We start from the raw sequence: 13,409 nt of genomic DNA, 5'->3' as shown, positions 1-13,409 counted from the left end.
TGGCTGGCGAAACCCGGCTAGCGCGCCAGCTTTGCCGCTACCATTTCAGCGATCGCCAGGCTTGATGTCAGACCGGGGCTTTCAATTCCGAACAGATTGACCAGACCCGGAATGCCATGATCGCCGGGTCCTTCGACGAGGAAGTCGGCGACTGGCGCGCCGTCCCGCGACACAATCTTTGGGCGGACGCCGGCATAGCCCGGCTCCAGCGCTCCGTCGGGCAGGCCGGGCCAATATTTGCGGATGCCGTCATAGAATTTTTCGGCCCGCGCCGGATCGACTTCATATTCCGGTTGCGCCACCGGTTCGGAATCTGGCCCAAACTTGCCGCGGCCGTCCAGACCAATGGTGATATGGAGCGAATGCCCACCCTGGTGCAGCGAAGTGCCGCCCTGGTGCAGAGGGTAGATCGGCCGAGTGAAAGGCGTCTTTCCAGTCAGGGTGAAGTAGTTGCCTTTGACGAAGCGCGCTTCCGGCACCAGATGCGCAGGATAGCCCTGCGTCCGCGCCGCCAGCGCACAGGCGGAAAGCCCAGCCGAATTCACGAAAAGGTTCGCCTTCAACTTGATCGGATCGCTCCCGCCGATCGACACCAGATGGCCATCTTCGCCCAATATGACGTGATCGACGGGCGAATGCAGCACCAGTGACGCGCCGTTCGCCTCCGCGTCGCCCAGCAGGGCGGTCATATAGCCGTGCGCGTCGATGACGCCGGTGGACGGCGACATGACGGCGGCGGCGCAGCGCAGGTTCGGCTCCAGCGCCTTCGCTTCCTCCGCAGTCAGGCGATAGAGCGCGGCCTCTGGCTCCAACCCCTGTTTCGACGCCGCATCCTCGATCCAGTCGAGCTGCGGCAGGTCCTCCGGGTCGGTCGCGACGACCAGCTTGCCGGTTTTCTTGTGATCGATGTGCCGCTCCTCACAATAGCGATAGAGGAGCTGGCGACCACGCACGCAGAGCGAGGATTTGAGCATGCCCGGCGCATTGAATACGCCAGCATGGATCACCTCGCTGTTGCGGGATGACGTTCCCTGACCGAATGCGCCCTCGCTTTCGAGGATCAGCACCTCGCGCCCCGCCATCGCCAAAGCGCGGGCGACGGCAAGGCCGACCACGCCGGCCCCGGCAATGATGACATCCACTTTTTCGGTCATAGCTAAATTATTCCGAAGGCTCGGCCCGCTTGCGGGCATGGTCCAGCTTGCGGCGCTCAATCAGGAGATAGGCGTAGAACCCGCCCGCAATCGCGAAGGAAACGCCAATCACGCTCGCATCAAAGAGGGTCATTCGCTGTCCTCCAGGACCAGCAGATTGTTGATCTGCACCGCCATGAACATGAACGCGACCGCAGCCAGAATCCATGCGCTGGTTGCGATCGCGCCTTTTCCCTCTCCCCAGCGGTTGAACGCCGTCAATAACTGCACCAGCGCCCCACCGTTGAGCAATGCGGATACCCGTCTGACCTTTTCATTGAAGCGGACAGCGCGGATATCCTTCATTGGCCGGGTTATTTCACTCCGCCGGGACGGGCTGGCCCAGACCGAACAGCTTGGCCTGTTCCTCACGCAGACGATCGATGGTCCGGCCTTCCGGCAGGATCACATCGTCATAGGTGAGCACCTTGTCCTTCGGCACCGCATGCTTGAGGATGCAGTTTACCGCGACGCCCATCGGCAGCAGATTTTCCTGCGCCGTGACATCGGCCCGCTCGCACTGGCCGTAGGTGGTGTAGCCGCCCAGATCGTCGATGGTCTCACCCGCTTCCAGATCGCGCTTGGCAGTGGCGACCACCTCGACCAGCGGGGCGCCCAGCGGCTGGAGCACCGGATCGCGCAACAGCACGACGCGGGCGACCGACAATGGCACCTCGAAATGGCAGAGATGATAGGGGGTATAGAAGCTGTAGAGCGGGCCTTCACCCAGCTTATACAGGTTCAGATAATGCTTCTGCTTGGGGTCGTCATGCGTCGCCAGGACATAGACGCCCGGTCCCGGCTTGGTGCCGACGACATAATCGACCGCGCCGCCGACAGCCTTCAGAGCTTCGACGTCATACATGCCGGTCAGTTCGTCGACATGGCCGCGATGGTCATAGCCGGTCATGCCCCGCTTCAGGATCGACATGCCGGTGCCGTTAGCGACGATCGCCTGCTCGAAGCTGATCTTCGTGCCGTCGGCGAAGCTGGTCACCATATAGGGGTCCTGGCCCCACTGCTTGGCGAAGCCTTCCTGCGTGGTCGGGTTGCGATAGGGGTCCTGCAGGCCCTTGATGTTGCCGCACATCAGTGGGGTGAGGCCGATCGACTTGACGAAGCGGAAGAGGTTCATCTCCACGCCCGGCTGATCGCCATCGGTGGCGGTGAAGATGACGCCGGCTTCGTCCGCCTTCTTCTTCAGCAGGCAGCCGACCGTCGCATCCAGTTCCGCGTTCATGGTCACCATGTCACGGCCATGCGCAATCGCGCCCAGCGTGATGTCGGCGCCATATTCGACTGCGCCGGTGGCGTCGATCAGGCAGTCCAGATCGTCGCTTTCATAGAGGATCGCGGGATCGCTGGTGATGGCGGGCTTGCCGTCCTTGATCGCCTGCGCCAGCTCCTTGACGGAGCTGACCTCGACCCACTCCTGGCCAGCCTGCTCATAGGCGGCCTTCGCCTTGTCGAGATTGCGGTTGCAGATCACCGCCAGCACCATGCCGGGCACGGAGTGCGCGATCTGATTGACGATGCCCTTGGCCATGAAGCCCGCGCCGTACATGCCGACCTTGATCGGACGGCCCTCGGCTTCGCGCTCCTTCAGCAGCCTGTCGGTGACTACATTACCCATAAGTACCTCCCTTGCGTCAGAGCCCCTTCATCAGCTCCACGCCGTGATATTCCTCGTTGAAATCCTGCCAATTGGCGTCCTTCTCCGAAATGATCGCGCCATCCAGCGGCCAGGTGATGCCGATCTTCGGATCATTCCAGCGCAGCCCGCGCTCGGCCTGCGGATTGTAAAATTCGCTGGCGAGGTAGAGCGTCTCGGTGTCCGGCTCCAGCGTGACGAAGCCATGGGCGAAGCCGCGCGGCACATAATAGGCCAGGCGGTTTTCCGCCGTCAGTTCGACGCCATGCCACTTGAGGTAAGTGGGCGACGTCGGCCGCAGATCGACGATCACGTCCCACAGCGCGCCCTTGATGCAGCGGACGATCTTCACCTCTGGCGAGGGGGGAAGCTGATAGTGCAGCCCCCGCAGGGTCCCCGCCTCCGCATTGAAGGAATTGTTGGCCTGAACGAAGCGGGTTTCGAGGCCCGCCTCCGCCATTTCCTTCTCGCAGAAGATGCGCTGGAACCAGCCGCGGGAATCCCCGCGCTGTTCCGGCTCGATCACATAGACGCCGTTCAGCGGCGTTTCGTGGAACTTCATGCAGCCAGCCTCAGGTCAGGGGCCAGCACGCCCTCATCGCACAGACCGTTGAGGATCTTCAGGCGGATGAAGTTGGACTGGCGGAAATTGGCGTCGTTGAAGCCGGCCTTGACGAAATTGTCGCGCAGTTCGGCGATCGTGCCTTCCAGCGTTTCGAGCGGCTGATGGTCGGGCGCCAGCTTCTCGAACAGCGAGAAATCGACGCGATACGACCGGTTGTCGGCGGGCGGCGAGGTCGCGATCGTGACCTTGGCGCTGGGGATCATCTTGCCCACGGCGTTGGCGAGGTCGCGGACCTGCACGTTCCACCGCTCCGAACCGGCGTTGATCTTCAGGAACTGGCCGCCGGCCTCCTTGTCGCGGACGATCGCCCATTCAATCGCGCGGCACATGTCGCGGACGTGGATCAGCGGACGCCAGGGCGTGCCGTCCGACAGGACGTCGACGGTGTTGCTGGCGACGGCGCCGGCGACGAAGTCGTTCAGCACGAGGTCGAGGCGCAGGCGGGGCGAGGCGCCGCAGGCGGTCGCGAAGCGCAGCGCCGTCACGGTCATGTCGCCTTCGAGCTGGGCCAGGCCCTTCTCCGTGTCGATCTTCGAATGGGCATAGGCGGTCAGCGGCGCGACCTGGCTGCTTTCCGTGCGGGGCTGACCGTCGGCGGCCGCGCCGTAGATCGAGCAGCTCGACGCGAACACGAAGCGGTCAACGCCGGCTTCGGAGGCGAGCTTTGCGGTCGAAAGGACCGCCTTGCAGTTGATCTCGTCCGTGACGAGCTCGAACCGCTTGCCCATGGCATCGTTGGAAATGGCGGCGAGGGCGACGACCGCGTCGAAACCCTTGAGGTCGTCGACAGTCAGATCGCGGACATCCTTGAACCACTGCTGGTCGAGGACGGCTTCCGGTAGGCGCGACGGATCGGACAGGCAGCTTGCGAACCAGCCGCGATCGACGCCGACCAGGAAAGAGTCGGGAAAGCGCTTGCGCAGGTGCTGGGCAAGGACCGGGCCGATATAGCCCATGTTTCCGGTGATCAGGATACGCATTCTATCTTACTCCCACACGCGCCAGGGCGCTTGTTTCTTGTTCCACAAACCTTCGAGGTAATTCTTGTCGCGCAGCGTATCCATCGGCTGCCAGAAGCCGTCATGCTGGTACACGCTCATCTGGCCCTGGGCGACCAGGGTCTCCAGCGGGCCTTCTTCCCAAACCGTCGTATCGTCGGTGATCGTCTCTACCACTTTGGGGCTGCAGACGAAGAAGCCGCCATTGATGAGGCCGTCGCCGCCCTTGGCCTTCTCGCGGAAGCCGGTGACCTGATTATTCTCGATATGCAGATTGCCGAAGCGGCCCGGAGGCTGAACGGCGGTGACGGTCGCCAGGCGGCCTTCTTTCTTGTGGAGCGCCAGCAGGGCGGGAATGTCGATGTCGGCGACGCCGTCGCCATAGGTCAGGCAGAAGGCTTCCTCATCCTTGATATAGGGATAGACGCGCTTCAGGCGGCCGCCGGTCATCGTGTCGGGACCGGTGTCGACCAGCGTCACCTTCCACGGCTCGGCGCGGTTGGAATGGAGCGTTGTCGTGTTGTTCGACAGGTCCACCGTCATATCGGACAGCATCGTGTGATAATTCACGAAGAAGTCCTTGATGACCTCGCCCTTGTAGCCAAGGCAGATCACGAAATCGTTGATCCCGTAATGGGAATAGATTTTGAGGATGTGCCAGAGGATGGGGCGGCCGGCGACCTCCACCATGGGCTTTGGACGCACAGACGTTTCCTCGGAAATCCGGGTGCCAAGGCCACCGGCAAAAATGACTGCTTTCACTACGCTTTCCTCAATCTTGAATCGACTTCATTCGGGCTGGGCTTTTCCACCCATGATCCAAATTCATCAGGGAGCATAACGGCCCGGCTTTTGCCGTTTCCGATTCGCTGCGTCTGTTCTCCCGCGCTAACCCGAAGACGTTTATTTTTTGCGATAGGGAAACGGCCATGCCTGCGCCGGCTCTTATCCAAGCGCCATCTGGCTGCGTTGTGTTGTCGGATTCCCGATCGATTTTTCCGCTGCAAGGGCGATCGACGCCATCTTGTCCAACCGGCTTTCCAGTTCCGCCGTATGCTCCAGCCCCAGCGTATCGAGGATTTGCGCCCAGCGATGCGCCCAGTCATGCCGTTTCAAACATTGCGCCGCGTTGGTGACCCGCGCAAGCGCCATACGTTCCGTTTGCGCGTCGAGATCGGACAGAAAGCCGCGCAGGTCGGCAACATCCTCGGGGAGGTCGATCACTGCGTCTTCCCAGTCGAAATATTCGCCAAACTCCTGACAGCCGGGGGCCGAACCCAGGACCACGGAGCCGCCAGCCGCACCTTCGAAATAGCGGGTGGACAGCGCCTGTTCCTTGAAATTCTTGCTCTCGCTGCTGGGGTCCACCACCGCATGATTATAGGCGATGAAATATTTGCTGCGCTTGATCGTGTTGGCGGTCATCAAACGATGCTCATGCCAGTTGGTGATCGCGCCCTGCTTGCTGGTGTCATGAGAATACATGAAGCTGTTGTCGGCCCCCGCCAACGCGACCAGCTTTTCATGGATGGGCACTGACCTGCGTCCCATGCTGAACACATCGACAAAGCGTTCCGGGTTTTCCGGGAAAGGCGTGGAAAGGAGGCAATCAGTCGCCGTCGACAGAAACGAAATCGGGACGGTCACATATTTCCGCAGGTTCGGAATGCATTCCCGGTTCAGCACAAACACATGATCGAACTGGTTCAGCAGAGCCAGTTCGGTCTTGGTCGACTCATGCACATGGGACCAGGTTTCCAGAATGAAGGCTACCGCCTTGCCGCACCGCTTACGCCAGTTCTCGATCTGGCCGAGCGCGGTCAGCTCCACCGGGAACTGGCACATGAACATAAACAGATCATAGTCGCGATCGACATGCACGGGCTGCATGTTCGACTGCCCCGCCTTGCCGAACTTTCGCAGCAATTGCGACTGCGACCGGCAGAATAATTCTCCAAACAGGTAGGAGAAACTGGGCCGAATGGCGCGGCCAGCCGTATATTTGGCGCCGGGAGGGGCGAGCACGTCGGCATTTTCGACACCAGCTACGACGTTCAAAAACGCATAGCATTGACCGTTAAATACTTCAGGCCAGGCGTTGTAATTTGACGACAGCAAAACAGATCGCGCAGTCACCACACCGTCCCTTCAGACCCACCGCTAACCCAGCGGCTTGTTGCAGGCGCGATGCGCCAGACGTCTTTTCCCGGCGTCAACCGGGGCTTAAAAGCCGGGGGATAGGGCCGTGGCGACCTTGGTGCCCAAAACCAGCTTCACAAAACCGCCCCCCGGTCGAAAATTGTGAAGAATATAAAATATCACGCTTGGATCATTCATCTGTCCAATGCTGCAAATGCTAAATCGTCGCAGGATGCTGGTCAACGGCATTTACTGGTTTACGGCAGGGTTACGCTGTCCTGAATCTAGACATAGCCGGGTGTTGATTGACGGGTTGCGCTGAAAGCTGACGAAGGACAGAATAAAGGCATTTCTAAGCTGTTGGAACGGAACAAAATGCCTGGAAAATCAGCGGAAAAACGCCGTCCCGGCACATGGGGCTTTGTGGATCGGCGGCACTACGCCATCGAGCTTGGCCTGGCCGTCGTCACGTCGTGCCTTGTCGCCGCGAGCACCATTGCGACTTCGCCGGGCGTCACTGCTCCGCCGGGTTCCGCCAGGCAACCGCTTTACGGCATCAACCTTGCCGGAGGGTCATTCGCGCCGGAGAAGCTGCCCGGCCGTCTTGGCACGGACTATATCTACCCCGACAGAGCGGAGGCCGAGCTGTTTACGGCGCAGGGGTTCGATATGCTCCGGCTGCCGGTATTGTGGGAACGCATTCAGCCTGAGCCGTTCAAGCCGCTTTCCGAACAGGAAATGGCGGCGGTCGACGAGAGCATAAGAAGCGCCGAAGGCTTCAAGACCATCCTGTTCGACGTTCATAATTATGCCCGATATCGGGGCAAGCGGCTGGATCAGGCAGAGGATGGCGGCGCGATGCTTGCCGATCTTTGGACCCGCCTTGCAGAGCATTACAAGGGGTCGCCAAAAATCGCCTTTGGCATCATGAACGAGCCGTTCGACATTGATGCGCCGACATGGAGAAAGATCAACGATCAGGCCGTCGCCGCCATAAGGAAAACTGGAGCAACCAATATGCTCCTGATTTCCGGCACGCGCTGGACCGGCGCGCATAGCTGGACAGAGGGCGGATCGGGTTCCAACGCCGCGGCGTTCGAGGATTTCCAGGATCCGGGCAATAATTATCTGTTTGAAATGCACCAATATCTCGACCCCGACAGCTCCGGCACGCAGGACAAATGCCTGGATGCCGAAGCGGGGAGCCGCAGGCTGGAGGAGGCGACCCAATGGCTGCGGGCGCACAAGGCGCGCGCCTTGCTTGGCGAATTCGGCGCGACCTCAAGCCCTGTTTGCCTCAAAGCGCTTGAGAATATGATGACCTACATCAACGCCAATACGGATGTATGGGCGGGATGGAGCTATTGGGCGGCGGGCGCATGGTGGGGCGGATACCCGATGAGCATTCAGCCCGGCGATGACGGTAGGCAGAAGCCGCAAATGGCGGTGCTGCAACGCTACATGCAACGCTAGGCGTCGCGCGGGATCAGCCTATCGCAACATGCCGGCGATCGCCGGACGTCTGGGCGTTAAAGGCACAGGCATGGGAGTTGGCGTCCCATGCTCTGCAACTTCCTGTCCCGGCTCAACTTCATCCCTTTGCGAGCGCATGAAGCCCGCCAGGAACCACAGCATGCTCGCGACCTTGATTGTGAAGATAGACGTGCCTGCGACCACGAGCGAACAGGCGATAAACAGGCCCGCCGAATATGCGAAGCGTTTCTGGGATGCCGTGCTCTGAGGGAGATAGAAGGAGATGAACATCCATAGCAGAATGAGGCCGGGCAGGGTGGCGGCGTAGATGAAATAGGGATAGCCGCTGTCCACGAAAGCGTAGGATTCCATGATCTTCTGGCCGAGCGCGCCCTCCAGATCCAGTTTCTGCAGCGTTCGAATGGTCAGAGAGAGGCGTCCCGCAAAATCGTCCGCATATGGTCTGTTGGGATCCTCGATGAACCAGGCCACTGCGATCAACAGGGGCGCGATGATGACGTTCAGATAGCGCGGCATCCGCGGATACAGAAAATATCCGGCAGGCGCGATCACCGCCAGGATCAGCGACGTGCGCGTGTTGTTCGTGACCAGAATCGCCACAATCACGGCGATGAAGAAAATTTTCCGCCACGCCGTGAGCTTGGGCCAGAGGCTCATCAGATAGACCGTGAGGAAGGCGGCGAAATTCGCCATCGACACCTGTTCCAGGAAAATGGACGAGGTGCGGTGCGCGGTCAGGCCAAAGCTGAATCGTTCCTTGAAACCCAATGCATTGCCGAAAAGGCCGCTCTTGTCCCAATCGGGAATCTCAAGCCCGCGGGTCTTAAAGAAATATTGCGCCGGCTCGAACAATTGGACGTACATCGGCGTGTCCACAATTTCGATGACAAGCACGACCGCCGTCAGGATCGTCGTAACCAGCACCGCCATGTTCAGCGTGCTCAACCGCGCCCGCAAACCCAGCATCGTGAAAAGGGCGATAATCGCCATATTCCGCATCGTGTCCGGGAAAAACACCTCGTTGATCGCGGACAGATAGATCGTGATCGCCAGAAAGGAGAAAGCCAGCAACAGGCTCGGCAAATCATCTCTGGTGAAGCTGATCCGCAGAATGGCGAGCAGGGCGGACGCCAGGATGACAGGCTCTATGATCAGCACGGAGGTCGCGCTGATCGGCAGTCCCGCTGCGCCGGCCATAGCGAGCAGGCCGTTATAGAAAACGGCCATCACGGCCAGCGCGCCAAGAACGAATTGGTATCGCGTGTCCCGCGCTGTCGCTGCTGCGGTATTGAGCGGCGATACCGGCTGTTCCGAAAAGCGGATGATCGGCGGTTGAGTGGAACGCCGCATTATATCATTGCCTCCCGAAGCGCCTGATCAGGACATCATCACCACGGACGTCTGGGGAACGCCCTTCAGGGTGATCATGTCCACCAGGGCACGCAAATCATTCATCGATGACTCATGCTCACGGACAGCCAGCATCGCGCCATGGACGCCAATCGCGGCACGAGCCACGAGCGGCGCCAGCAATGATCCGCATTCGATGATCACCGCGTCAAAGTCCTCCATCGCGGGAAGCAGGCGATGAACGAGCTGCTCGCGCTCTAGCAGGGCGGACGCGTCAGGACGGGACGGACCAGCGGGAATGACCCACAGATTGTCGATCGCCGTCTGCATGGCCAGGCGGAGCGGCGCGTCCGTCGACGCCAGCAGGGTGCTTACGCCGCTGCGGTTGTTGATACGGAACAGGTGGTTGTGCACCGGCTGATCCAGATTGGCGTCGACCAGCAATGTGCGGGTGCCGCCCTGCGCGCAGACGACGGCCAGGTTGGCGGCGACGAGCGCGGATTCGCGGGCGGCCTCGACGCCGGACACCAATACGATCTTCGCCGCGCCCTGGGTGCTCAGCATGATGCCCAGGTTGAGCAGCATGACCTTGATGCGCTCGACAAATTCATGATGCGGGTCGAAGGCCGCGATAACCCGGTGATCGACCGACTCATCATCCGGCGAGAGGACCTTCACGCCATGCTGACGCTCCTGCGCAATGCGGAGCATCGCAGGCGTGACGAGGCCCATTTCAACCGACGCTTCGCCGAACAGCTTGCCGGTGTTGGACTGGTGATCGAGGATCGATTCCACCTGATCGTCACGCAGGGCGCCCAGGCCGACAAGGACTTCACCCAGGCGGCGCCAGTCCTTCCGGGACTGACGGCCGACCTCAAGATTGTTCGGCAGGTTGTTGCTGGCGGAAGAACGAAGACGCATCAGTTTGCACTCGCATCGGTGAGCATACGGGGAGTCTCGCGGGGCAGGGAGAGACGTGCGACGACCGGCACGCCAATGAGCTTCTCCACATTCGCGAGCGTCCGTACCCTCGGATTGAGATATTCGAGCAGGATGGCGACACCAGCGCCGATCGCAAGGCCCATCATGACGGCGAGCATCGACAGCAGGCCAACTTTCGGGCTGGTCGGGCGGTCGGGCGCTTTCGCCGTGTCGAGCTGCGATACGTTGGCCAATGGCAGGGCGCCGCGAAGCTGCATCTGCGAAGCGCGGCTGCTCAGGTCATTATATCGCTGCTGGGCGGTCGCAAGGTCCTGCTGCAATGTCGCGAATTTGCCAAGGTTGCTCGACATTTCAACCAGTTGCGACCGCTGTGCGTTTGCTGCGCTCTGCAACTGGCCTGCGCGGGCGGCGGCGGCGGCGCTTTCAGCCGCGATGGCCGCCTGGCGAGACCGGACAAAGGCGTCGGTGGCGCTCCGGCGTTCGGCATTGAGGCGCGCCTTAATTGTCGCCAGCTCAGCTTCAGCCGCCTGCAGTGTCGGGTGATTGGGGCCGAGCGTGGCCTCATATTGGCTGACTTGCGCCGCCTTTGTAGCATATTCGGTGCTCAGGCGCTGAACAGTCTCCGTATTCTGCGCGTCGGCGACGCCCTGGGCATCCGATCCGCCCATATTGGCGGCACCGGCGGCGGCGGCCTGCGAACCGGCCAATTGCGACACGGTGGCGGCGAGCGCGCCAGCGCTGGCCTGCGTGTCACCGGAGATGCCGGTCGCCTTCACGAAGCTGCTGAGCGCGCCTTCCGCCCGCTCCACATCCTTGCGTGCTGCGGACATGTTGCCGGACAGGAATTTGGCGTAGGCCTGGGCCGGGCCAGTGCTCAACTCGCGCTGCGCATCAACATATCCGGTCGCGAAACGGTTGGCGAGCTCGGCCGCCTTTTCCGGCTCAGCGGCGACAGCATTGATCGCCAGAACCTTGGTATCGGCCTGTGTCGTCACGGAGATCGCCGACAGCAGCTTGGCGCGGAGCCAGTCGTCAAAAGGCTGACCGCTTTTGCTCTGGCTGCCCCATTTCGCTTCATATTCCTTGCGCTCAGCCGCAGGAATGGCCTGGACGACACGCTGCACGACCTTTGAGCTGCGAATCACCTCTGCCTCTGTCGCGAGGCGATTGTCCTGCTGCGGACCATTATTGTCGCTTTTCAGCGGATCAGGCGCAGACTTGTCGAAATAAAGGCTGGCTGATGCCTGATAGGTGCGGGGAGCAAAGACCAGATATACCGCCATCAATGCGACGATGACGGCGGTGATGATCGCCACCACCTTCCGCCGGAACCATACGACCTCGAACCAATCCGTTAAACTTCTCATGCTTGTTCCCTCGCATAGGACGGCATGGTTCCCTGGGGCTGAGTCAACTCAAGCGCGACTAGCAGGAACTGTGGTGCCAGGCTGTCTTTGAATACCACGAGGTCGCCCTCGCTCGTTATGGCCGAACTCAGCCGCGCCGCAGCGGTTGAAAGGTCCCGTACGGAACCGGATGCCGCTTCCGACATCACCAATTCCTTGATGTCGCTGACATCCAATCCCCGGCGATGCGCGGCTTTCCGCGCGAAATCGGCCAGGCTTTCCGGATGGTCCGCCTCCGCCTGAGCCAGTTGCTTGAACAGGTCGGCGTCGTCAGTGTTGAACTCATTCCATTCGACGAACGCAGCCTCGATACCGCCCAGGACGGCGCCGACCGTAACGGTCGCGACATTATCGTCCAGCGCGACGCAGGCGGCGTGCATCCCGAAAAGGCGGGCGTGGTAGGGCGACCCACAAGCAAGCTCGGCGATTTTCTTCTTGGCGTCGGTCGTGAACACCAATCCGCTGATATTCGCGCAGATATCCAGGATCGTGCAGACTTCCTCGTCTGTCAGAGGCTCGATGGACACCGGCGTAACGTGACGGCGAAGGGAAGGGTGAGCATCGATGAGCGCGGGCACGTCGGACGCAATGCCAACCAGCAGGAACGACACCGGCAAACGCGCATCCGAACTCAGCTTCAGCAGCGACGCCACCTCCGACCGGGTCTCCATATTCTCGATCCGGTCAAATTCGTCGAGGATGAAGATCACGCGGGAATATTTGATTTCAGCGAGATAATTGACGAGATTTCGGGCGCTGCAGTTCGTCCGCGCCTGATCGATCGCGTCTTCGAGCAGTTGCTGATCCCGCGGGTCGAAACAGGTTTTCGGGATCTGTTCGACATAGGGAAGCATCAGTTCCGGGAAAGTGATGCTGCCGATGCTGGCCATATAGAGAACGACTGCGCCTTCTTCATCGGCATAATCGCCAAATACGCGCGCCAGCGACGTTTTGCCCGAACCGCGAGGGCCATAGATGAAGGCGTGGTTGCCGCCATAGAGCGTGCCGCTGAGCAGCGCGGTCAGTTTCGAATCGCGGCCGCGCAGGGCGTCTCGCGAACTGACGGGCTGAGATACGTCGAAGGCCAGCGAAACGCGCTGGCGCTTACGCGCCGATTCCAGCGGGCTTGTGCGCGTGATCTCGGTCGGTTCCGGCACGAAAGGGGCCGGAAATTCCGTGACCTTCGCGCCCGCGCCCAGCTTGAATTCCGGAAAGGCGGGAGGGCTGTCGGCTGTGGTCGACGCTTCATCCTCCGCCGTTTCCGCGGCTTCGGCGGGGACCTCCTCCTCAAAACGGGAGGATTTCTTGCGGCTGAAGAGATCGGAGAACCAGCTCATGATTGATACAGGCCTTTTACTATCCAGCGTTCGAAACCCACCGGCGCACCACTGATCGGCGTGGCGCGCCCGGAATACCCAGAAAACAGCGGAAACATCTCACGGCTCCCGACAGTGCGGAAGCCCGAATCGCTGAAATGTTCGTGCGACGGATGATAACTGCCGCCGCTTTCAGTCTTCTTGGTATTCACACTTGTCGCAGCCATCGACTGACAATTCCTAAACGAAAGGCATTCTTCTCCGCGTGCGACCGGTTATCATTGCTTTTGCCCGA

14 protein-coding genes are annotated in these 13,409 nt (G+C 60.8%); 1 reads left to right on the top strand and 13 read right to left on the bottom strand.

Translation table 11 applies throughout. The annotated features are described in order from the left end of the window. Positions 1–17 precede the first annotated feature (17 nt). From KFK14_RS18070 to KFK14_RS18040, 8 genes are all read right to left on the bottom strand, one after another. Positions 18–1,154, bottom strand: a complete 1,137-nt coding sequence (locus KFK14_RS18070) for an NAD(P)/FAD-dependent oxidoreductase (RefSeq protein WP_212608643.1) — start codon at positions 1,152–1,154, stop codon at positions 18–20. 7 nt (positions 1,155–1,161) lie between these two features. Next, entirely contained in the window at positions 1,162–1,287 is a 126-nt protein-coding gene (locus KFK14_RS24265) for a hypothetical protein (RefSeq protein ID WP_281417163.1), read from the bottom strand. Next, positions 1,284–1,499 carry a hypothetical protein gene (locus tag KFK14_RS18065; protein ID WP_212608642.1) on the bottom strand — a complete coding sequence of 72 codons (216 nt, stop codon included), beginning with the start codon at positions 1,497–1,499 and terminating at the stop codon, positions 1,284–1,286. Before KFK14_RS18065 ends, KFK14_RS24265 begins: the two co-directional genes overlap by 4 nt. A gap of 13 nt (positions 1,500–1,512) precedes the next feature. Continuing rightward, complete coding sequence (locus KFK14_RS18060; protein WP_212608641.1) at positions 1,513–2,826, bottom strand: NAD(P)H-dependent oxidoreductase; 1,314 nt, start codon at positions 2,824–2,826, stop codon at positions 1,513–1,515. A 16-nt stretch (positions 2,827–2,842) separates the two neighbouring features. Next, on the bottom strand, positions 2,843–3,406 hold the full coding sequence (gene rfbC, locus KFK14_RS18055; protein WP_212608640.1) for a dTDP-4-dehydrorhamnose 3,5-epimerase: 564 nt from the start codon (positions 3,404–3,406) through the stop codon (positions 2,843–2,845). Then, positions 3,403–4,449 carry an NAD-dependent epimerase/dehydratase family protein gene (locus KFK14_RS18050; RefSeq protein ID WP_212608639.1) on the bottom strand — a complete coding sequence of 349 codons (1,047 nt, stop codon included), beginning with the start codon at positions 4,447–4,449 and terminating at the stop codon, positions 3,403–3,405. Before KFK14_RS18050 ends, rfbC begins: the two co-directional genes overlap by 4 nt. Positions 4,450–4,455: 6 nt before the next feature. Continuing rightward, a complete protein-coding gene (gene rfbF / locus KFK14_RS18045; RefSeq protein ID WP_070155085.1) occupies positions 4,456–5,229 on the bottom strand; it encodes a glucose-1-phosphate cytidylyltransferase in 774 nt (257 codons plus the stop codon). A 183-nt stretch (positions 5,230–5,412) separates the two neighbouring features. After that, positions 5,413–6,525, bottom strand: a complete 1,113-nt coding sequence (locus KFK14_RS18040) for a glycosyltransferase (RefSeq protein WP_212608638.1) — start codon at positions 6,523–6,525, stop codon at positions 5,413–5,415. A gap of 456 nt (positions 6,526–6,981) precedes the next feature. Here KFK14_RS18040 and KFK14_RS18035 point away from each other — a divergent pair, with 456 nt between their 5' ends. Beyond that, a complete protein-coding gene (locus KFK14_RS18035; protein ID WP_212608637.1) occupies positions 6,982–8,079 on the top strand; it encodes a glycoside hydrolase family 5 protein in 1,098 nt (365 codons plus the stop codon). An 18-nt stretch (positions 8,080–8,097) separates the two neighbouring features. On the opposite strand, the gene KFK14_RS18030 is transcribed toward KFK14_RS18035, so the two are convergent. The 5 genes from KFK14_RS18030 to KFK14_RS18010 are packed head-to-tail and all read right to left on the bottom strand — an operon-like array spanning position 8,098 to position 13,341. Continuing rightward, positions 8,098–9,450, bottom strand: a complete 1,353-nt coding sequence (locus KFK14_RS18030; RefSeq protein ID WP_212608636.1) for an ARV1 family protein — start codon at positions 9,448–9,450, stop codon at positions 8,098–8,100. A gap of 27 nt (positions 9,451–9,477) precedes the next feature. Beyond that, positions 9,478–10,371: a cyclic di-GMP-binding domain-containing protein, MshE-related gene (locus KFK14_RS18025; protein ID WP_070155089.1), complete on the bottom strand. Its 894-nt coding sequence runs from the start codon at positions 10,369–10,371 to the stop codon at positions 9,478–9,480. After that, the gene (locus tag KFK14_RS18020) at positions 10,371–11,759 is read right to left on the bottom strand and encodes a GumC family protein (RefSeq protein ID WP_212608635.1); all 1,389 of its coding nucleotides are present in this window, start codon (positions 11,757–11,759) and stop codon (positions 10,371–10,373) included. Before KFK14_RS18020 ends, KFK14_RS18025 begins: the two co-directional genes overlap by 1 nt. After that, on the bottom strand, positions 11,756–13,135 hold the full coding sequence (locus tag KFK14_RS18015; RefSeq protein WP_212608634.1) for an ATP-binding protein: 1,380 nt from the start codon (positions 13,133–13,135) through the stop codon (positions 11,756–11,758). The genes KFK14_RS18020 and KFK14_RS18015 overlap by 4 nt, the downstream gene beginning before the upstream one ends. Then, on the bottom strand, positions 13,132–13,341 hold the full coding sequence (locus KFK14_RS18010; protein ID WP_212608633.1) for a hypothetical protein: 210 nt from the start codon (positions 13,339–13,341) through the stop codon (positions 13,132–13,134). Before KFK14_RS18010 ends, KFK14_RS18015 begins: the two co-directional genes overlap by 4 nt. Positions 13,342–13,409: the final 68 nt, after the last annotated feature.

Origin of the sequence: Sphingobium phenoxybenzoativorans (assembly GCF_018286635.1) — a bacterium.
GTDB classification, from domain to species: Bacteria; Pseudomonadota; Alphaproteobacteria; order Sphingomonadales; family Sphingomonadaceae; genus Sphingobium; species Sphingobium phenoxybenzoativorans.
Note: the sequence above shows the minus strand (reverse complement) of the source record. Positions and strands in the feature narration are given on the sequence as shown.